Source organism: Pseudidiomarina aquimaris, from assembly GCF_003987395.1.
GTDB lineage: Bacteria > Pseudomonadota > Gammaproteobacteria > Enterobacterales > Alteromonadaceae > Pseudidiomarina > Pseudidiomarina aquimaris.
In genome coordinates, this window is record NZ_PIPT01000010.1 from 18,061 (window position 1) to 37,724 (window position 19,664).

A 19,664-nucleotide genomic window follows, 5' to 3' on the forward strand; every position below is an offset into this window, starting at 1 on the left:
GGCGATGAAATTACTACAAATCACTTTGATGAGCTTCGTTCTACTGCTTGCCAGTGAGAGCGCTCATGCGAGTTCTCTTTACCAAGAACTTGGTGAGAAAGAAGGCATTGATGACCTCATGGCGGCCTTTGTACTGGAAATTGCGAAAGACGAGCGGGTGATTGAGCATTTTGAAAATGCCGATATTGATCGCTTCCACCGCATGATTAGCCTGCATGTTTGCGAGTTGGTCGGCGGACCTTGTACATATGACGGCGCGAATATGATCGAAGTACATACGGGCATGGGCATCACACGCACTGAATTTAATGCGATTGTTGAAAACTTAATTAGTGCCATGGAACAACAGGAGGTTCCTGTTTCTGCGCAAAACCAATTGCTTGATATCCTGGCCGACTTCCATGGCGAAATTGTAGGTCGCTAGTGATGACGCTGGTTTCAACCGAATGGCTCGCGGCACATCTAGGTGATCCAAAGGTCAAAGTTTTTGACGCTAGCATGAAGAAGATCGTGGGTCGCACGCCGATTGAATACGATCATTTGCAAGTGATTCCTGGCGCGCGCGATCTTGCGTTGGAGCAGGAGTTGACGGATACAACTGCGTCGCTACCTAATGCGTTTCCTTCGCCTGAGCAGGTCACACAATGGTTGCGTCAAAATGACGTCCATCCAGACGACACCCTCGTTTTGTACGACAATCAAGGCATTTACTCCGCGCCTCGAGCATGGGTGGTATTGCAGGCCATGGGGCTGTCGAACGCTGTTATTTTGGACGGCGGTTTGCCAAAGTGGTTGGCGGAGCAGCGGCCCGTTGCCAATGACTACCAAGCAGCAATGGACACCGGAACGGTCACTGCGCAATTACAGCGACAGTGGCTTGCCGACTGCGATGAAGTGCTGCAGGCCTCAACAAGCGGTGAGGCTGTCATTGTGGATGCGCGCTCAGCAGATCGGTTTGCGGGCAGGAAAGAAGAGCCGCGAGCGGGAATGCGTGCGGGGCACATGCCGAATGCAAAAAATTTGCCCTTTGCTGAGGTGCTGCAGGGAAACGTATATGCCGATGTTCAACAACTTCAGCGGACCTTCGCCGAGCTCAGCGACCAACAGCCTTTGATTACCACCTGTGGCTCCGGTATCACCGCTTGCATTTTGCTGGTGGCGGCACGACTCGCTGGCTATCAGCAGGTGAAGCTCTATGATGGCTCATGGTCGGAGTGGGGAAGTCGCGACGATCTACCTATCGAGACAGGCGAGCACTAAAAAGCCCACCGAAGTGGGCTTTTCTGAGGAGTCTTTGCGTTCGGCGCTTAGACGTTAAAGCGGAACAAAATCACATCGCCGTCTTTAACAATGTAATCCTTACCTTCTTCACGACGTTTACCTGCTTCTTTCGCGCCTTGCTCACCCTTGTAGGTGATGTAATCGTCATAGGCGACCACAACAGCACGGATGAAGCCTTTCTCAAAGTCGGTGTGGATTTTACCTGCGGCCTGCGGAGCCGTTGCGCCGACAGGAATCGTCCAGGCACGTACTTCTTTAGGACCCGCAGTGAAGTAGGTTTGCAGGTTCAGAAGTTCGTAACCACCACGGATAACACGATTCAAACCAGGCTCCTCGATACCTAAATCAGCCATGAACTCAGCTTTCTCGTCGTCATCAAGCTCGGCGATTTCGCTCTCAATTTCCGCGCAAACAGGAACCACGATAGCGTCTTCTTTCGAGGCGATTTCGCGCACTTTGTCCAGATACGGGTTGTTTTCAAAGCCATCATCGTTGACGTTAGCAATGTACATGGTTGGCTTTAAGGTCAACAGGTTGTACGAACGAATGGTTGCCCGTTCGTCTTTGCTGAGCTCAACTGAGCGTGCCATGTCGCCGTTTTCTAGCGCTGGCAATAACTTCTCAAGCACGGCGATTTCAGCAACAGCTTGTTTGTCGCCACCTTTGGCCTTTTTGCCTAAACGATGAATCGCTTTTTCTACGCTATCAAGATCGGCAAGTGCCAGTTCAGTGTTAATGACTTCGATATCTTCTTGAGGATTAACCTGACCGGCAACGTGCACGATGTTGTCGTTTTCGAAGCAACGCACAACGTGACCAATGGCATCGGTTTCACGGATGTTCGCCAAGAACTGGTTTCCTAGGCCTTCGCCTTTTGAGGCACCTTTAACAAGGCCAGCGATATCAACGAATTCCATTGTCGTCGGTAACGTGCGTTGTGGATTGACGATTTCTGCGAGCTTATCTAAACGCGGATCTGGTACTGCGACCACGCCAGTATTCGGCTCAATGGTACAGAAAGGGAAGTTGGCAGCTTCAATGCCAGCTTTGGTTAAGGCGTTAAACAAGGTAGATTTACCAACGTTAGGTAAACCAACGATACCGCATTTGAATCCCATATTAACTCTCGCTCTGTGCTTTAAAACTATGCAGCTGTTGTTGTGCAGCACGCATATCTTGATCGAGCAACAATTCAATACTGTTGCAGGCGTGCGCAATGGTATCGTCCATCAAGTGTTGGTCTTGTGCAGGCGCTTTGCCGAGCACGTAGCCGGTCACTTTACTTTTGTGGCCGGGATGACCGATACCAATACGTAAGCGATGAAAATCAGGGCTACCAAGGGCTGCTATCATGTCCTTGATGCCATTATGACCGCCACTACCGCCGCCAGTTTTAAACTTGGCAACACCAGGAGGCAGATCTAATTCGTCATACGCCACCAGAATTTCTTCTGGTTTGATTTTGAAGAAATTCGCCAAAGCGCCAACCGCTTTACCACTCTTGTTCATAAACGTCATCGGTTCGAGCAGACGTAAGTCCCATGCACCTTTTTGTAAGCGCGCGGTATGTCCAAAGAATTTTGTTTCGGGTTGCATGCTCAGGTTATAGCGGCGGGCGAACTCTTCGACCAACCAGAAGCCTGCATTGTGGCGGGTTTGGGAATATTCGGGGCCTGGATTTCCCAGGCCCACGAGTAGACGAATTGTCGACATAATGCCTTATTCTTCGTCTTTTTTGTCTTCTTCTTCACTTTCTTTAGCAGTTGGTACTTCTGGAGAAACTTCTTCAGTCTCTTCAGTTTCTTCTTTCTCTACACGTGGTGCAGTGATAGAAACAACCGCTTGGTCATGGTCTTCACCTTTAGTTAACTCGACCAATTCAACGCCGTTTGGCAAGGCAAGGTCAGTTAAGTGTAAGGTGTCGCCAATCGCCATGCCTGCTACGTCAACTTCCAAGTACTCTGGTAAGTCTTTCGGCAAACAAGTGATTTCAACGTCATTCACGTGGTGTACAACTACACCGCCTTCGTCTTTCACGCCTTTCGCAGTCTTCTCGTTCAAGAAGTGCAATGGAACGTGGGTGTGTAGCTTCTGACCTTTTTCTACGCGTTGGAAGTCAAGGTGAGTTAACTTAGGCTTGTAAGGGTGACGTTGTACGTCTTTCAAGATAGCCTGATGCTTCTTGCCATCGATGACCAAAGTCAGGATGTGCGAATAGAAAGCTTCGTAGTCAGCCATGTTGTTCACTTTGTTGTGATCAAGGGTGATTGACACAGCTTCTTTGTTCGCACCGTACAAGATTGCAGGCACTTTGTCTGCGCGACGCAGGCGGCGGCTCGCACCTTTCCCTGTATCAGTACGCAGTTCTGCTTGAATAGTAAAATCGATATCCGACATGTGGAGTGTCTCCGTTAAATAAAAATAAGTCGGTGATTCGCGACCAAATCCCGACACTTTTCCTCGCTCATTTTCGAGGGCGCGGAATAGTACCACCCGCGCCCACAAAATTCAATCAATACTCGAACATTGCCGAGATAGATTCTTCGTTGCTCACACGACGCAGCGCTTCTGACAACATGCCGCTCAGCGTTAGCTGGTGAACCTTGTCTAGTGCTTTCATGTCGGGGCTCAACGGAATGCTATCGGTTACGACCACTTGGTCGATGTTCGATTCGCGGATGTTGGCAACCGCGTTACCTGAGAAGACCGGATGCGTCGCATAAGCAAACACGCGTTTTGCGCCATTTTGCTTCAATGCATCAGCGGCTTTACAGAGTGTGCCGCCGGTGTCGATCATGTCATCAACAATGATGCAGTCACGATCTTGCACGTCACCGATAATATGCATGACTTGTGATTCGTTGGCGCGTGGACGACGCTTGTCGATGATGGCCAAGTCGATGTCATTAAGTAACTTCGCAACGGCGCGTGCACGTACGACACCACCAATGTCAGGTGAAACCACAACAGGGTTGTTGAAGTCTTGCTTACGCAGATGTTCAAGCAATACTGGGCTACCAAATACGTTGTCGACCGGCACGTCGAAGAAGCCTTGGATTTGTTCTGCGTGCAAGTCGACCGTGAGCACGCGATCCACACCCACGCTTGATAAGAAGTCGGCCACTACTTTAGAGGTAATAGGTACCCGCGCAGAACGTACGCGACGGTCTTGGCGAGCGTAGCCGAAGTAAGGCATTACGGCGGTAATACGGCCCGCTGAAGCGCGACGTAACGCGTCAACCATAACAATCAATTCCATTAGGTTGTCATTGGTCGGTGCACAGGTCGATTGAATGATAAAAACGTCAGAACCACGGACATTTTCGTTGATTTTAACGCTGATTTCACCGTCGCTAAAACGGCCAACTTCGGCATCGCCGAGTTTGATATAGAGTCGGTCAGCAATCTTTTGGGCGAGTTCTGGCGTGGCGTTGCCAGCAAAGAGCTTCATGTCAGGCACACTAAACCTCAATCTTGGTTGGTCAGGTTGTCAGTTGAAGCCTGCCGCAGTTGCTGGCAGACCGGAGATTCATTTAAACCGCGTGCGACAAAGCCATTCCATTGAGCGGGCATCCGTGCGAGCGCTGCACGCGCTAATTCTTGGCTCTCGAAAGCGCCAAAAAGGCAGGCGCCAGTACCGGTAAGCCGAGTTGGCGCGTATTCTACCAACCAGTCGAGGGCCTTGGCAACTTCGGGATACAGTTGGCGGACCAGTGGCTCGAACACGTTTTGCGTTGTTTGCTGTTGCCAGGTTTCGCGCGCAAGAGGCACGCAGTCGCGTTTTAATTCCGAGTGTTGAAAGAGCTCCGCGGTACTTATGTGTACGCGTGGATCAATGACCAAATACCATGGACTGGTTGGCTGCACAGGATATAGCCGTTCGCCAACGCCCTCGGCAAAGGCCGCATGACCGCGCACAAAGACTGGTACATCGGCACCGAGTTGCAGGCCTAGCTCGGCCAGTTGGTCGGTCGTTAGATTGAGCTCCCACAGCTGGTTCAGGGCGAGGAGGGTGGTGGCTGCATCCGATGAGCCACCGCCGAGTCCACCGCCGTAGGGTAAGCGTTTGTCCAAAATAATGCGTACGCCTTGTGCAACACGCTGGTAACTTTGTAGTAACTGTGCCGCGCGCACAACGAGATTGTCTGGCGTATCTAGTTGCGCATCCGAACACTGGAATTCAATGTCGATAGAGCTGATGCGGGTAAAGCTCAATACGTCATGCAAGTCGAGAAATTGAAAGACGCTTTGTAACTCATGGTAGCCGTCCGCGCGCCGTCCGGTAATATGCAAAAACAGGTTGAGTTTTGCCGGCGCCGGTAAAACTAAAGTTTCCATTCTCTCACCCGTAATTTGATCCGCCAATCGTTACTGCGTAGTTCAACATTATGAGGTAGGAAAACCGTCCCCTGACTTTGCTCGTAGTCGTGGAGTTGCACCTGCCATTGTTGTTCGTTGCGCGAGACCTGATAACTGAGTAACGGCGCCAGTGGAAGTTCGGGCTGTTCAAGTAGTTGGTAGCGTTGCTGCTGTGCGCCTTGCGGTAATTTGCCCGTGACCACTTGCTGCAACAAGTTAATCGGTAGCTCAAAATTGAATAAGCGAGCCACCAGTGACTCGGCGTCATAACCATAAAAGGCTTGCTCGTCCTCGTCGTAGTAAGTTGCGCCTTGCGCGTCTTGCTCTAAGCGGGCAAGGGTGCCTTTTAACGGATGATAAAAGCGCAATTGCAACGTGTTCGGGCTCTGACGCCATTCAAGGTAAACCGAGTCACGTTCATCGGCATTGAGATTAAAGAGGGCGAGTTGGCCACGTAGCTGCCATTGCTCAAGGGCACCCACTTGTTGTTGGTGCCGTGCAACCGCATTACTATCGATTGCACTCATCGGAATTTCTTTGGGGGGTGTTGCGCAGCCCACTAAAATAAGGGAAAACAACAGCAATAAGCTAAGTTTCATGGACTTGTCCAAGGTCTGGTGTGCTTTTCATCATGCGGCCTTTAACGTACAATTAGCGGCGTTTTGCTGTGCCAGAGGCTCGCTTTTTTCCATTATGACTATTTTTGCACTCGGTGTTAACCATAAAACCGCTTCCGTTGACTTGCGCGAGCAGATCGCTTTCTCGCCTGAGCAACTCCATAGTGCGTTGCCTGCGCTCCGCGAGCAGACGGGTGTGCGCGAAGCTGTGATAGTTTCGACTTGTAATCGCACCGAGATATATTGTCATGCCGACGGTGTTAGCGGTCCCTCCAGCGATCTCTTATTAGGCTGGCTGGCGGGCTATCATGGCATTCCAGCAACCACCTTACAAAGTCACAGCTACTGCCATACCGATGCTGCAGCGATTGACCATTTGATGCGCGTGGCTAGCGGCCTCGACTCACTCATTTTGGGCGAGCCACAGATTCTTGGGCAAGTGAAACAGGCTTATCAGTTTGCTAAAAACCAAGCGAGCGTAGGCGGTATTTTAGAGCGTCTGTTTCAGCAAACCTTTCATATTGCGAAACGCGTGCGTAGTGAAACGGCAGTCGGCGAGAATGCCGTCTCGGTGGCTTTCGCTGCAGTGAATTTGGCGCGGCATATTTTTGCTGACTTAGAGCAGGCCTCAGTGCTGTTGGTAGGCGCTGGTGATACAGCAGAGTTAGTTGCCCAGCACTTAACAGAAATTGGTGTGCAAAAGTTGATGGTCGCGAATCGCACCTTGATGCGTGCGGAGACGGTCGCCAGCAAGTTTGAGGGGCAAGCACACACCCTTGGCGAATTGCCTGAATTGCTGCCCCAAGCTGATATTGTCATTTCTTCGACGGCAAGTACCTTACCTATTATTGGTAAGGGTTTAATTGAAAGCGCGTTAAAGCAGCGCAAACGTAAGCCGATGCTGCTGATTGATTTGGCGGTGCCACGTGACATCGAGGCGCAAGTTGACGAGCTTAGCGACGCCTACCTCTACAGCGTAGATGACTTGCAGGGCATTATTCAGGAGAATATGCGTAACCGCGAAGAAGCAGCGGCGCAAGCGCAAGCAATGATCTTGGAGCAAACCGAGCAATTCATGACCTGGTTGCGTGGTCTCGATCACGTCGATGTCTTACGCGATTACCGTCAGCACACTGAGCAACTTGCGCAGGAACAACTCCAACGTGCGCGCAACCAACTCGCGGCGGGGAAGCCTGCCGATGAAGTCATGGCGGAACTTACCCAACGTTTGACCAAGCAATTTTTGCATGCCCCAACAAGAACATTGCGTGAAGCCGGTGCCAAGGGTGATTACCAGACCCTCGCGGTATTTCAGCAACTCTATAACGATAACGATTAAGGTTTCTTAAGCTATGATGAATCCTTCGATTACCCGCAAACTCGAAGCTTTGCTCGAGCGCTACGAAGAAGTGCAGCACCTGCTCAGCGATGCCGGCATTATTGCGGACCAAGAGCGCTTCCGTGCGTTGTCGCGTGAGTACGCCCAGTTGGAAGAATTGGTGAAATGTTTCCGTGAATATCAGCAAGCGCAAGAAGACGCTGCTGCTGCGGAAGAAATGATCGCTGAAGATGACGCCGAAATGCGCGAAATGGGTCAGCTGGAATTAGAAACCGCACAAGAGAAACAAGAAACGCTTGCGCAAGAACTGCAAATCCTATTGTTACCGCGTGACCCGAACGACGATCGTCCTTGCTATCTGGAGATCCGTGCGGGCGCAGGTGGTGATGAAGCTGCGATTTTTGCCGGTGACTTATTCCGTATGTATAGCAAATATGCTGAGCAACATGGCTGGCGCGTGAGCATTGTCAACGCCAACGAAGGTGAACATGGCGGCTATAAAGAAGTTATCGCGCATGTTTCGGGCGATGGTGCCTACGGTCGCATGAAATTTGAATCGGGCGGGCACCGCGTGCAGCGCGTACCGGAAACCGAATCGCAAGGTCGTGTGCATACCTCTGCCTGTACGGTGGCGGTGTTGCCGGAAGTGCCGGAAGCCGAAGCCATCGAAATTAATCCAGCGGATTTGCGTGTCGATACGTTCCGTGCTTCAGGCGCGGGTGGTCAGCACGTTAACCGGACGGATTCTGCTATTCGTATTACGCACTTGCCATCGGGAATTGTGGTGGAATGTCAGGACGAACGTTCGCAGCATAAAAACCGCGCTAAGGCGATGTCAGTGTTGCAGGCGCGCTTACAGCAGGCTGCTGATGACAAGCGCTTAGCGGAAGAGCAAGCGACGCGGCGTAGTTTGGTCGCGAGTGGCGATCGCTCTGAGCGCATTCGTACCTATAACTACCCGCAAGGGCGCGTCAGCGACCACCGTATTAACCTTACACTTTACCGTTTAGATGAAGTGTTGAATGGTGCCCTTGATTTGATTCTCGATGCAATCGTGCAAGAGCACCAAGCTGATCAGCTTGCCGCCTTGGCCGAGCAGCAGGGTTAAACGTGCAACTACAGGTGTGGTTACGCGCTGCGCGTGAACGCTTGCAGGCGAGTGAAACGCCGCAGTTAGATGCCGAAGTACTTTTGGCGCACGTACTTGCCTGTTCTCGCACCTATTTGCATACCTGGCCCGATAAAGAGCTAACGCCCGAACAACTAAGCGCTGCCGAGCAATTTCTTGAGCAGCGCGAACGAGGTGTGCCAGTAGCGCATTTGCTGGGCGAACGTGAGTTTTGGTCATTACCGCTACAAGTGAATGCCAGTACGCTTATTCCACGCCCTGATACCGAGTGCCTCGTCGAGCAAGCGCTGAGTTTACCGCTACCGCCGCAGGCGCGAGTTCTTGATCTCGGCACTGGTACCGGCGCCATTGCGTTGGCGCTGCAGAGTGAGCGTCCGCAGTGGCAAGTTGTTGCGGTAGATCGCGCTGCCGATGCGGTTGCGCTAGCCAAGCGGAACGCTAGCAACTTGAACTTGTCGATTGACGTAAAGCAAAGCGATTGGTTTCAGGCAGTTAGCGGAGAGCGTTTTGATTTAATCGTCAGCAATCCACCCTATATCGCCGCCGACGATCCGCATTTACAGCAAGGTGATGTGCGTTTTGAGCCGCACACAGCATTGGTGGCCAGCGCGGAGGGGTTTGCTGATCTCGGCCACATTATTGCAACCGCACCCGCTTATTTGCAGCCTAATGGGTGGTTGCTGCTAGAACATGGCTGGGAGCAGGGCGCACAGTGCCGCCAGGCGCTTGAAGCAGAGGGTTATGTACAGGTTCAAAGCCTGCCTGATTATGCTAATCTGGAGCGCATGACGATTGGCCAGTGGAACCCTGCAAGCGAGAAAAGGAGCGAGAAGGATGTCGAATGAGTTTCTATTTGCCCATGAAAAGCCGCAAGAGAAAAGCTCTGCAACGAGTGAGCAGCGTCCGAAATGGAAGATTTTGATCGTTGATGACGAGAAGGAAGTACACGCTGTTACGCGACTGGCGCTCATGGATGTTACCTTTGAAGGTGCAGGGCTTGAATTTCTGAGTGCGCATTCGGTTGCAGAAGCAAAATCGCAGATTGATAGCCATGGCGACTTGGCTTTAGTTCTGCTTGATGTGGTGATGGAAACGGATGACGCGGGTTTACAGGTTGCCAATTATATTCGTCAGCAAAAAGGTAACCAGCAGGTACGAATTATCCTTCGTACCGGGCAGCCAGGACAGGCTCCCGAGCGTGCTGTTGTACTGAATTACGATATTAATGACTATAAAGCCAAAACCGAGCTGACCTCGCAAAAACTTTTCACTAGTGTAATGTCAGCACTGCGTTCGTATCGCGATATTATGCAGGTTGAACAGCAGCGACAACGACTCGAAGCGCGTTTAGAAAAAGTGCTAGCATTGCTGGAAAGTGACTTTCCAGCGGCCGCGACAGCGGTACAACAACAATTAGAACAAGAGGACTCAAAGTGATCCCATACATTGCCTTAAAACATCTGCATGTCACGTTCGTAGCTATAAGTGTGTTATTATTTGTGCTTCGTTTTTTTTGGCGCAGTATCGATGCCAAAGTAGCGCAACAGAAGTGGGTGAAGATCGTCCCCCATGTGATAGATACGTTTTTGCTGCTGACCATTGTCGGCTTATTGCTGCACTGGGGACAATGGCCATGGGAAACGCCTTGGCTGCTGAATAAACTCCTTGGCTTGGTCGGTTATATCGCCTTTGGCCTCGTTGCCATGAAAGCACAAACGGCGGCCTTCCGTTTCGGTGGCTTTATTATCGCCTTGGGCTGGATAGGTTTCTTGTTCCATGTAGCGTTTAGTAAACAAGCGCTTATTGGCTAATTATTTTTTAAAGGATGCTATGCAAAGTACTATGCAGTTTTCGTACTTAGAACATGTTGATCATGAACTTTTGCCGACCATTGAAATTTTGTGGGAGGTGAGTCGTGTGTTTCATGCCGATAGCGACCATTATGTCAGCTCTTTTTACCAGCAATTGGGTGGTTTGAAAGAGCACTCAGAGCTGAGTGAGCTTGAGGGTGTCGAGCGCTTACGCGAGCTCTGCCGCGTGTTTTATTGGCAGCTCGGTTTTAGTAAAGCACCCGAACAATTGCTAACCAACAAGCGCGTGTTAGTTGATCGTGCCATTCGACTACGTACCGGCGAACCGTTCACGCTGGCTCTGTTGCTGCAAGAGGCAGCAAGTTACTTTAGCCTGGAACTCGAGCTGATCGATTTCCCAGATTACCCGTTGCTGCGTTTTGATCATGACCAGCATAGTTACTTTGTGGACCCGAGCAGCGGTGATTTGTTGCTCGGTGAGCAAGTGCAAGAGCGCTTCGAAGATGCCACTGAGGGCAGCGAAGATTTCAGTTGGGACAAACTTGAGGCTGCGGAACAAAAACATATTCTGGTACGCTACTTGAGTGAATTGAAGCACGCATTTATCAGTGATCGGCGTTTTGCCGACGCACTGACCACGGTGCATATGCTGTTAGCGATTTTGCCTGACGACCCTTATGAAATCCGCGATCGTGGCTACATTTTAGAAGAGCTTGATTGCAATCACGTGGCGGTTGACGATTATCAATACTTTGTCGAACAATGCCCCGATGACCCAAGCGCTCAGCTATTGCGCTTGCAATTAGAGAATTGGACAACCCCGCAAACCGTTTTGCATTAATTATAATAACGATAAGAGGTGAACGTGGAAGCTGCTCCCTTGATTACCAATGATGGCATCATTTTCGGTCTGCTGGCCGTTATTCTAGGTGCCATTTTTTATACCCAACAAAGCACGAATTCGTTTTGGCAAAAGTTTTATCAGTGGGTACCAGCCCTGTTGCTATGTTACTTCGTGCCTTCGCTGCTAAATACTTTCGGTGTCGTCAACGGTAGTGAGACTGCTATCTATCCACTCGTGATGGATTATCTATTGCCGACCTGTTTGGTTCTGCTCACTTTGAGCCTCGATTTGAAAGCTATTTTCCGCCTAGGTCCTAAGCTGCTAATTCTCTTCCTTACGGGTACCTTAGGTATTGTCATTGGCGGTCCAATCGCGTTGCTGATTGTCTCTGCGATCTTCCCTGAAATGCTCGGTGGTGCTGGTCCTGATGCTGTATGGCGCGGGATGACCACGATTGCCGGTAGCTGGATCGGCGGTGGTGCAAACCAGGCGGCGATGAAAGAAGTTTATGAAGTCGGTGGTGAGATCTTCTCTGCCATGGTTACCGTCGATATCATTGTCGCTAACCTTTGGATGGCAGTGTTGCTCTACATGGCGGCCAATAGCAAAAAGATCGATGCGCGTATTGGCGCTGACACCAGCGGTATCGAGGCGATTAAAGAGCGCGTTGAAAAATACGAAGCCGAACATCGCCGTGAAGCGAAGTTACCTGATTTGGTGTTCATTCTTGCGGTCGGTTTTGGTGTTGCGGGGCTTGGCCATTTAGGCGCTGACCTTATTGCACCTTACATCAGCGAGAATATGCCCGTACTAAAAGATTTCAGTCTCGACAAGAAATTCTTCTGGCTCATTGTTATTGCGACCACGCTTGGGGTGGCCTTGTCGTTCACTAAAGCGCGTAAACTTGAAGGCGTTGGTGCTTCGAAAATCGGCTCGCTGTTTGTCTACATTTTGGTTGCGACCATCGGTTTACATATGGATGTAAGTGCCATTATGGAGGTGCCTAAGTACTTCTTGATTGGCGGTATTTGGATGCTTATTCACGCCGGACTGATGTTGTTGGTTGCGCGTCTATTGAAAGCGCCGGTGTTCTACATGGCCGTGGGTAGCCAAGCCAATGTCGGTGGTGCCGCATCGGCGCCGGTGGTGGCGTCGGCGTTCCATCCGTCGCTTGCGCCGGTAGGTGTGTTACTGGCCGTGCTCGGTTATGCACTTGGTACCTATATGGCCTATATTTGTGGACAAATTCTACGCGTTATCGCAACCGGATAAGGATCCAACGTGTTTAATACTGAAGTGATTAAAGTAGGTGACGTGCAAGTGGGAAACCACTTGCCGTTCGTTTTGTTTGGTGGCATGAATGTGCTTGAGTCGCGCGATATGGCGATGCGAGTTGCAGAGCATTATGTCGAAGTGACCCAGCGTTTGGGTATTCCTTACGTATTCAAAGCGTCTTTTGACAAAGCCAACCGTTCATCGATTCATTCCTATCGCGGCCCAGGCCTTGATAAAGGCCTAGAAATCTTTGCTGAAATCAAGCGTACCTTCAATGTGCCGGTGATCACCGACGTGCATGAACCACACCAAGCTGCGCCGGTCGCAGAAGTGGCTGATATTCTGCAGTTACCAGCATTCTTGGCACGCCAGACTGACTTAGTCGTAGCGATGGCAGAAACCGGCGCGGTGATCAACGTGAAGAAGCCACAGTTTTTGGCGCCACACGAGATGCGCCACATTTTGAAAAAATTCGCTGAGGCGAATAATCATCAAGTGATTCTATGCGAACGCGGCAGTTGCTTTGGTTACAACAACTTGGTCGTCGACATGCTCGGCATGGACGAAATGCGGCAAATGGCTCCGGTCATGTTTGATGCGACGCACGCTTTGCAGCGTCCAGGCGGTCGCGCAGATTCTGCTGATGGCCGTCGCGCACAAGCGGCAGTTTTAGCACGCTCGGGTATGGCGTTAGGGCTCGCGGGCCTGTTCATCGAAGCTCATCCTGACCCCGATCAAGCAAAATGCGATGGTCCTTGTGCTCTTCCACTGAGTAAACTTGAGCCGTATTTGCAGCAAATGCAGGCGGTTGATAACCTCGTCAAAGGTTTTGCGCCACTCGATACAGCTAATATCTGAGGTAAAAGCTGCTAGCATCACCTTGCACCCATTGCCAACATGCTTTAAATTAAAACGCATGTTTAAAATGGATGTTCCAAACGGTGGTGAAGATGGCTAAGCGCATCACAACCCAAGAAAAAATTCTTAATGCTGCCGAAGCCTTGTTCGCTGAGCAGGGCTTCGAGCAGACCTCCCTACGCCAAATTACCACTGAAGCCGATGTCAATTTAGCTTCGGTGAATTATCATTTCGGCTCAAAGAAAGCACTGATCCAAGCGGTCATGGCGCGTTACCTTGAAGTCTTTATGCCCAAGCTTGCAGAGCAGCTCGTGCAGCTAGCCGAACGGGGCAATTTCACGACACGAGACGTTTTTGACTGCTTCCGCGAGCCGTTATCTGAGCTTCGGCAGGTGCGTAAACATGGGCCAACTTTATTTCTCAGTTTGCTCGGTTTCGCCTATGCTGAAATACAAGGGCATTTACGCCGCTACACGATGGACCACTTCGGTGATGTCATGGCGTTATTGCTGGATACCTTGCATCAAGCGAATCCGCAATTAAGCCCTGTCGATATGTTCTGGCGCTTGCACTTTGTCTTAGGTGCAACCGTTTTTGCGCAGGTATCTGGACCGGCGCTACGAGAAATTGCCGCAGCAGATTTTGGTGAAGCCGTCGCTGCCGATCAAGTGATAGATCGACTCATTCCATTTCTTGCTGGCGGTGTCGACGCTGCAAGTCATTCGTCAACTGTGGAGTAAACAAAGCTATGGAAATCCTTATTCTTCTGATTGTCGCCGTGGTGTTGTTGTTTGCGGTGAAAGAGATCCGTCGTAGCCTGATAAGCCGGCCGATGTTTAGCTTTTTTAAGCGGGTATTACCGCCGTTGTCGAATACCGAACGTGAAGCGATGACCGCTGGTGATGTTTGGTGGGACGCCGAGTTATTCAGTGGACGTCCGGACTGGCACAACTTTCATAAAACCAAGCCGCCGCAGTTTAGCGAAGATGAACAGGCGTTTATCGACAACCAGCTCGAGCAGCTGTTGGCAATGTTGGATGACTTTAAAATTGTGCAACAAGACCGCGACCTGCCGAAAAAGGTGTGGGACTTTATTCGTAAAGAGAAGTTCTTTGCCATGATTATTGGTAAAGAGTTCGGTGGTTTGGATTTCTCGCCAGCCGCTAACTCCTATATTGTTTCGCGCATCGCTACGCGCTCTATCAGCGCAGCGGTGACGGTAATGGTACCGAACTCGCTCGGTCCTGGTGAACTCTTAACGCATTATGGTACCGACGAACAGAAAAACTATTGGTTACCCCGTTTAGCTGACGGCACCGATATTCCTTGTTTTGCACTCACCGCACCGGAAGCTGGTTCTGACGCAGGTGCGATTCCTGATACCGGTATTGTTTGTAAGGGCGAGCACGATGGCAAGGAAGTTGTCGGTATCCGTTTGAATTGGGACAAACGCTATATCACCTTGGCACCGGTTGCGACCGTGCTGGGCTTAGCGTTTAAGCTTTATGACCCAGAAGGATTGATGGGTGACAAAGAAGACCTCGGCATTACCTGTGCGTTGATCCCTACGGATCATCCGGGCGTGGAAACCGGTGAACGTCATTTCCCGTTGAACCAAGCCTTTATGAACGGTACCACCTACGGTAAAGATGTTTTCATTCCGCTCGACTGGATTATTGGTGGTAAGGACTACGCGGGCAAAGGCTGGCGTATGCTCATGGAATGCTTGTCAGCTGGGCGCGGTATTTCCTTGCCGGCATTGGCTACAGCGACCGGGCATGTCGCACAGCGTATGACGGGTGCCTACGCTTATGTACGTCAGCAGTTCGGCTTGCCAATCGGTAAGTTTGAAGGCGTGCAAGAGGCGATGGGACGCATCGGTGGTTATAACTACAGCATTGAGTCGATGCGGCGTTTAACCGTAGCAGCTTTGTGTGAGGGCAAGAGCCCATCGGTGATCACTGCGATGACCAAATACCACATGACGGAAATGGGCCGCCAAGTAATTGAAGACGCGATGGACATTCATGCCGGTAAAGGAATTCAGTTGGGTCCGAAGAACTATTTAGGCCACGGCTACATGGCGACACCGGTATCGATTACCGTCGAAGGAGCCAATATCCTCACTCGTAACCTGATGATCTTTGGACAAGGTGCGACCCGCTGTCACCCTTATGTTCTGAAGGAAATGGACGCGGCAGCGAACTCAGACGAAGAACAAGGTTTGCGTGACTTCGATGAACTGTTGATTAAGCACATTGGTTTCGCCGCAAGTAACTTCTTCGGTAGTTTATGGATGGGCTTAACCGGCGCGCGTTTCAACGCCAGTCCGATAAGCGGTCCTACCGCACGTTACTATCAGCATTTGACGCGTATGAGTCGGGCCCTAGCGCTTACCGCAGACGTTGCCATGCTGATCCTTGGCGGTGATTTGAAACGCAAAGAGATGCTTTCGGCGCGTTTAGGTGACGTTCTAAGTCACTTATATATGGCCTCGGCGGTATTAAAGCGCTATGAGGACGATGGCCGCCAAAATGGTGATATGGCTTACGTCGACTATGCGGTGCAACGTCATCTATTTGAAATTGGTGAAGCCTTCCGTGGTTTCTTTGCCAACTTCCCGAATCGCTTTATTGCGTGGACGTTACGTTTGGCAATTTTCCCATTGGGCATTCATTACGAAGCGCCTAACGATGAGCTGCTGCAAGATATCGCGGACGATATGATGGTGCCAGGCGTGACCCGCGATCGCCATACTTTCTTGTGCTATTGGAAAGATGATCCGAAAGACATGACAGGGCACATGGAGCTTGCGTTTGTTGGTATGAAGCAGCATGAAGACGTTTATAAGCGACTGCAAAAAGCCGAAAAACGTGGCGAAATTCCGCCTGATCTCGCTGGCGATGCGTTAATTAAAGCGGCGCGTAAGGCTGACGTGATTACGGCAGATGAAGCGAAAAGCTTGAAGAAAGTGGAGCAATTACGTTTAACTGCAATCGCGGTGGATCAATTTGCCCCTGGTAGTCTAGAAAAGAAAAAGTTCGCCTCCTCGTAAGAGCAGGCGAACTTTGCGTTCACTTCAGTAAGCTTTTAACCAATCGGCTTATAACGCATGCGGTGGGGTTCCATCGCTTGCTCGCCGTGGGTTTGCTTCATGTAAGCTTCATAGTCGGTGTAGTTACCTTCGTAGAAGTTCACTTGGCCTTCGTCACGGTAGTCAAGAATGTGCGTTGCAACGCGGTCTAAGAACCAACGGTCGTGCGAGATCACCATGGCTGAGCCTGGGAACTCGAGCAACGCTTCTTCTAGTGCTCGTAAGGTTTCAACGTCAAGGTCGTTGGTTGGCTCATCGAGCAGCAACAGGTTACCACCCGCTTTGAGAAGCTTGGCCAAATGAACACGGTTGCGCTCACCACCTGATAACTCACCAATGCGTTTTTGCTGGTCGTTACCACGGAAATTAAAGCGGCCCACATAAGCGCGGCTGTTAATTTCAAAAGTGCCAATCCGCAGTACGTCTTGACCATCCGAAATCTCTTGCCATACGGTGTTGCTGTCGTCCATGTCATCACGGAACTGGTCAACGCTCGCCAGCTGCACGGTCTCGCCAAGCTCAATTGTACCGGCGTCTGGTTGTTCTTTACCTGTCAGCATGCGGAAGAGGGTAGATTTACCTGCGCCGTTGGGACCGATGATACCGACAATCGCACCTTTTGGAATGCTGAAGCTTAAGTCGTCAATCAAAAGACGATCATCGTAAGACTTTTTCAAGCCATTCACTTCAACTACTTTGTCACCAAGGCGAGGACCTGGCGGAATGAAAAGCTCATTGGTTTCATTACGCTTCTGATAATCACCGCTTTGCAACTCTTCAAAACGTGACATACGCGCCTTGCTTTTTGCTTGGCGGCCTTTAGGGTTTTGGCGTACCCATTCAAGCTCTTGCTTAATGCTTTTCTGACGTGCTTTCTCAGATTTCTCTTCTTGTTCAAGGCGCTTTTCTTTCTGCTCGAGCCAAGATGAGTAGTTGCCTTCCCATGGAATACCGTAACCACGGTCGAGTTCAAGAATCCAACCGGCAACATTATCGAGGAAGTAGCGGTCGTGGGTAATGGCAACCACGGTACCGTCATAGTCATGCAAGAAGCGCTCTAGCCAAGCAACGGACTCGGCATCCAAGTGGTTAGTCGGCTCATCGAGAAGCAGCATGTCAGGTTTGCTAAGTAACAGGCGGCAAATGGCAACACGACGACGCTCACCACCGGAAAGTACACCAATTTTGGCATCCCACGGTGGCAGACGTAGTGAGTCCGCGGCACGCTCGAGAATATTTTCGAGATTATGGCCATCTTTCGCTTGGATGATAGCTTCGAGTTCACCTTGGCGTTTAGCTAAGGCGTCAAAGTCAGCGTTTTCATCCGCATAAGCGGCATAGACTTGGTCGATTTCGGCCAAAGCATCTTTCACTTCGGCAACGGCTTCTTCAACGGTTTCACGAACCGTCTTTTCTTCATCGAGCTGTGGCTCTTGCGGCAAATAACCAATTTCAATCCCTGCTAACGGACGGGCTTCACCATCGATCTCTTTGTCGATGCCCGCCATGATGCGTAACAGAGTCGACTTACCTGCACCGTTTAAGCCCAAGACGCCAATTTTTGCGCCGGGGAAAAAGGACAGTGAGATGTCTTTTAGAATAGTCTTTTTCGGCGGGACCACTTTACTAACCCGCGACATGGAATAGATATATTGTGCCATAACAGCAACGGTTCCTTTTTAAGGGTAAGACAATGGTCGCTATTTTAACCCTTAAGTTGGCGTGAACCCAAGTATATTGGTAAACTACCGCCACAATTGTTGTCCCGTTAGAAGTCAGGAGCCCCGATGTTAAAAAACAGCATGAATATTGCCGATTATGATGCAGATCTTTGGCAAGCGATGACCGGTGAAGTTGAACGCCAAGAGCAGCACATTGAACTTATCGCTTCAGAAAACTACACCAGTCCACGGGTGTTGCAAGCTCAGGGCTCGCAGCTGACAAATAAATATGCCGAAGGCTACCCACATAAGCGCTACTACGGTGGTTGTGAATACGTGGATGTAGTGGAAGATTTAGCTATCGAGCGTGCTAAGCAACTGTTCGGCGCGAAGTACGCAAACGTGCAGCCGCATGCTGGTTCACAGGCGAACTCGGCGGTTTTCTTGGCCTTGCTAGAAGCGGGTGACACAGTATTAGGAATGAGCCTCGCGCATGGTGGTCACTTGACCCATGGTTCGGGGGTTAACTTCTCAGGTAAATTGTACAACGCGGTACAGTACGGTCTTGATGAAAGCACTGGCGAAATTAACTACGCCGAAGTACGTGAGCTGGCACATGAGCACAAGCCTAAATTGATCGTTGCCGGTTTCTCGGCCTATTCAGGTATCGTCGACTGGGCTAAGTTCCGTGAAATCGCTGATGAAGTAGGTGCATACTTGTTGGTTGATATGGCCCACGTTGCTGGCTTGGTTGCCGCTGGCCTGTATCCAAGTCCTATCCCACATGCTGACGTGGTTACGACAACAACGCACAAGACCCTTGCGGGCCCACGCAGCGGCTTGATTTTGTCAGGTAAAGACGACGAAGCGCTGCACAAGAAGCTCAACAGCGGCGTCTTCCCTGGTAGCCAAGGCGGTCCTCTGTGCCATGTTGTTGCAGCGAAAGCGGTAGCCTTCAAAGAAGCCATGGAGCCTGAATTTAAAGCCTATCAGCAACAAGTGCTGGATAACGCCAACGCAATGGTCAAAGTGATGCAAGAGCGTGGTTACAAAATCGTCTCTGGCGGTACGCAGAACCATTTGTTCTTAGTCGACTTAATCGACAAAGATATCACTGGTAAAGACGCTGATGCAGCACTAGGTCGCGCCTTCATCACAGTTAACAAAAACTCTGTGCCGAATGACCCACGCTCACCGTTTGTAACCTCAGGTTTACGCTTAGGCACGCCAGCTATCACGCGTCGCGGTTTCAAGGTGGCAGAGGCTGAGCAAGTTGCCAACTGGATGTGTGATGTGTTGGATGACATTAATAACGAAGACACTATTGCCCGTGTCCGTGACGAAGTGAAAGCGCTGTGCAAGCGTTTCCCTGTCTACGGCTAAGGCACGCACCTAA

19 protein-coding genes and 1 pseudogene are annotated in these 19,664 nt (G+C 50.6%); 13 read left to right on the forward strand and 7 right to left on the reverse strand.

Annotated elements, in window-relative coordinates; genetic code table 11:
- Positions 1–4 precede the first annotated feature (4 nt).
- Both CWE21_RS11905 and CWE21_RS11910 read left to right on the forward strand, forming a co-directional pair.
- Entirely contained in the window at positions 5–424 is a 420-nt protein-coding gene (locus CWE21_RS11905) for a group I truncated hemoglobin (RefSeq protein ID WP_126834669.1), read from the forward strand.
- A gap of 2 nt (positions 425–426) precedes the next feature.
- Positions 427–1,260 carry a sulfurtransferase gene (locus CWE21_RS11910; RefSeq protein ID WP_126834670.1) on the forward strand — a complete coding sequence of 278 codons (834 nt, stop codon included), beginning with the start codon at positions 427–429 and terminating at the stop codon, positions 1,258–1,260.
- A 47-nt stretch (positions 1,261–1,307) separates the two neighbouring features.
- On the opposite strand, the gene ychF is transcribed toward CWE21_RS11910, so the two are convergent.
- The 6 genes from ychF to lolB all read right to left on the reverse strand — a co-directional run bounded on the left by ychF (position 1,308) and on the right by lolB (position 6,239).
- Positions 1,308–2,399 (reverse strand): redox-regulated ATPase YchF, encoded by a 1,092-nt coding sequence (ychF, locus tag CWE21_RS11915; protein WP_126834671.1) that lies wholly within the window; start codon positions 2,397–2,399, stop codon positions 1,308–1,310.
- A gap of 1 nt (position 2,400) precedes the next feature.
- Positions 2,401–2,994 (reverse strand): aminoacyl-tRNA hydrolase, encoded by a 594-nt coding sequence (pth, locus tag CWE21_RS11920; RefSeq protein WP_126834672.1) that lies wholly within the window; start codon positions 2,992–2,994, stop codon positions 2,401–2,403.
- Positions 2,995–3,000: 6 nt separating this feature from the next.
- Positions 3,001–3,678: a 50S ribosomal protein L25/general stress protein Ctc gene (locus CWE21_RS11925; protein WP_126834673.1), complete on the reverse strand. Its 678-nt coding sequence runs from the start codon at positions 3,676–3,678 to the stop codon at positions 3,001–3,003.
- A 115-nt stretch (positions 3,679–3,793) separates the two neighbouring features.
- A complete protein-coding gene (locus CWE21_RS11930) occupies positions 3,794–4,741 on the reverse strand; it encodes a ribose-phosphate pyrophosphokinase (protein WP_126834674.1) in 948 nt (315 codons plus the stop codon).
- An 8-nt stretch (positions 4,742–4,749) separates the two neighbouring features.
- Positions 4,750–5,619, reverse strand: a complete 870-nt coding sequence (gene ispE, locus CWE21_RS11935; protein ID WP_126834675.1) for a 4-(cytidine 5'-diphospho)-2-C-methyl-D-erythritol kinase — start codon at positions 5,617–5,619, stop codon at positions 4,750–4,752.
- On the reverse strand, positions 5,607–6,239 hold the full coding sequence (gene lolB / locus CWE21_RS11940) for a lipoprotein insertase outer membrane protein LolB (RefSeq protein ID WP_126834676.1): 633 nt from the start codon (positions 6,237–6,239) through the stop codon (positions 5,607–5,609). The genes ispE and lolB overlap by 13 nt, the downstream gene beginning before the upstream one ends.
- Before the next feature lie 94 nt (positions 6,240–6,333).
- Between lolB and hemA the strand changes: the two genes are divergently transcribed.
- From hemA to CWE21_RS11990, 10 genes and pseudogenes are all read left to right on the forward strand, one after another.
- Positions 6,334–7,596 carry a glutamyl-tRNA reductase gene (gene hemA, locus CWE21_RS11945; protein ID WP_126834677.1) on the forward strand — a complete coding sequence of 421 codons (1,263 nt, stop codon included), beginning with the start codon at positions 6,334–6,336 and terminating at the stop codon, positions 7,594–7,596.
- 16 nt (positions 7,597–7,612) lie between these two features.
- Entirely contained in the window at positions 7,613–8,704 is a 1,092-nt protein-coding gene (gene prfA / locus CWE21_RS11950) for a peptide chain release factor 1 (RefSeq protein WP_126834769.1), read from the forward strand.
- A gap of 2 nt (positions 8,705–8,706) precedes the next feature.
- Positions 8,707–9,570, forward strand: coding sequence for a peptide chain release factor N(5)-glutamine methyltransferase (prmC, locus tag CWE21_RS11955; RefSeq protein ID WP_126834678.1), 864 nt, complete (start codon positions 8,707–8,709; stop codon positions 9,568–9,570).
- Positions 9,560–10,066 (forward strand): annotated as a pseudogene (locus CWE21_RS11960) (response regulator); the annotation flags it as partial. The gene prmC and the pseudogene CWE21_RS11960, both read left to right, overlap by 11 nt.
- A gap of 92 nt (positions 10,067–10,158) precedes the next feature.
- On the forward strand, positions 10,159–10,536 hold the full coding sequence (locus tag CWE21_RS11965) for a SirB2 family protein (RefSeq protein ID WP_276567304.1): 378 nt from the start codon (positions 10,159–10,161) through the stop codon (positions 10,534–10,536).
- Between the two features lie 19 nt (positions 10,537–10,555).
- Positions 10,556–11,377 carry a tetratricopeptide repeat protein gene (locus CWE21_RS11970; protein WP_126834680.1) on the forward strand — a complete coding sequence of 274 codons (822 nt, stop codon included), beginning with the start codon at positions 10,556–10,558 and terminating at the stop codon, positions 11,375–11,377.
- 24 nt (positions 11,378–11,401) lie between these two features.
- Positions 11,402–12,652, forward strand: a complete 1,251-nt coding sequence (locus tag CWE21_RS11975) for a DUF819 family protein (RefSeq protein WP_126834681.1) — start codon at positions 11,402–11,404, stop codon at positions 12,650–12,652.
- A gap of 24 nt (positions 12,653–12,676) precedes the next feature.
- Positions 12,677–13,513, forward strand: a complete 837-nt coding sequence (gene kdsA / locus CWE21_RS11980) for a 3-deoxy-8-phosphooctulonate synthase (protein ID WP_417683125.1) — start codon at positions 12,677–12,679, stop codon at positions 13,511–13,513.
- A 92-nt stretch (positions 13,514–13,605) separates the two neighbouring features.
- Positions 13,606–14,253 (forward strand): TetR family transcriptional repressor PsrA, encoded by a 648-nt coding sequence (psrA, locus tag CWE21_RS11985; RefSeq protein WP_126834683.1) that lies wholly within the window; start codon positions 13,606–13,608, stop codon positions 14,251–14,253.
- 8 nt (positions 14,254–14,261) lie between these two features.
- Positions 14,262–16,568, forward strand: coding sequence for an acyl-CoA dehydrogenase (locus CWE21_RS11990; RefSeq protein WP_126834684.1), 2,307 nt, complete (start codon positions 14,262–14,264; stop codon positions 16,566–16,568).
- A 35-nt stretch (positions 16,569–16,603) separates the two neighbouring features.
- Here the strand turns inward: CWE21_RS11990 and ettA are convergent, their stop codons facing one another.
- Positions 16,604–18,268, reverse strand: coding sequence for an energy-dependent translational throttle protein EttA (gene ettA, locus CWE21_RS11995; protein ID WP_126834685.1), 1,665 nt, complete (start codon positions 18,266–18,268; stop codon positions 16,604–16,606).
- A gap of 126 nt (positions 18,269–18,394) precedes the next feature.
- On the opposite strand from ettA, the gene glyA reads away from it, so the two are divergent.
- Entirely contained in the window at positions 18,395–19,651 is a 1,257-nt protein-coding gene (glyA, locus tag CWE21_RS12000) for a serine hydroxymethyltransferase (RefSeq protein WP_126834686.1), read from the forward strand.
- The last annotated feature ends 13 nt before the right edge of the window (positions 19,652–19,664 follow it).

Bases quoted from the DNA above. Each gene is read 5' to 3' on its own strand.
- psrA (WP_126834683.1), top strand. From the start codon at position 13,606: ATGGCTAAGCGCATCACAACCCAAGAAAAAATTCTTAATGCTGCCGAA.
- ettA (WP_126834685.1), bottom strand. From the start codon at position 18,268: ATGGCACAATATATCTATTCCATGTCGCGGGTTAGTAAAGTGGTCCCG.
- CWE21_RS11925 (WP_126834673.1), bottom strand. From the start codon at position 3,678: ATGTCGGATATCGATTTTACTATTCAAGCAGAACTGCGTACTGATACA.
- lolB (WP_126834676.1), bottom strand. From the start codon at position 6,239: ATGAAACTTAGCTTATTGCTGTTGTTTTCCCTTATTTTAGTGGGCTGC.
- glyA (WP_126834686.1), top strand. From the start codon at position 18,395: ATGTTAAAAAACAGCATGAATATTGCCGATTATGATGCAGATCTTTGG.
- pth (WP_126834672.1), bottom strand. From the start codon at position 2,994: ATGTCGACAATTCGTCTACTCGTGGGCCTGGGAAATCCAGGCCCCGAA.
- ychF (WP_126834671.1), bottom strand. From the start codon at position 2,399: ATGGGATTCAAATGCGGTATCGTTGGTTTACCTAACGTTGGTAAATCT.
- CWE21_RS11905 (WP_126834669.1), top strand. From the start codon at position 5: ATGAAATTACTACAAATCACTTTGATGAGCTTCGTTCTACTGCTTGCC.
- CWE21_RS11910 (WP_126834670.1), top strand. From the start codon at position 427: ATGACGCTGGTTTCAACCGAATGGCTCGCGGCACATCTAGGTGATCCA.
- CWE21_RS11990 (WP_126834684.1), top strand. From the start codon at position 14,262: ATGGAAATCCTTATTCTTCTGATTGTCGCCGTGGTGTTGTTGTTTGCG.
- hemA (WP_126834677.1), top strand. From the start codon at position 6,334: ATGACTATTTTTGCACTCGGTGTTAACCATAAAACCGCTTCCGTTGAC.
- CWE21_RS11970 (WP_126834680.1), top strand. From the start codon at position 10,556: ATGCAAAGTACTATGCAGTTTTCGTACTTAGAACATGTTGATCATGAA.
- ispE (WP_126834675.1), bottom strand. From the start codon at position 5,619: ATGGAAACTTTAGTTTTACCGGCGCCGGCAAAACTCAACCTGTTTTTG.
- prfA (WP_126834769.1), top strand. From the start codon at position 7,613: ATGAATCCTTCGATTACCCGCAAACTCGAAGCTTTGCTCGAGCGCTAC.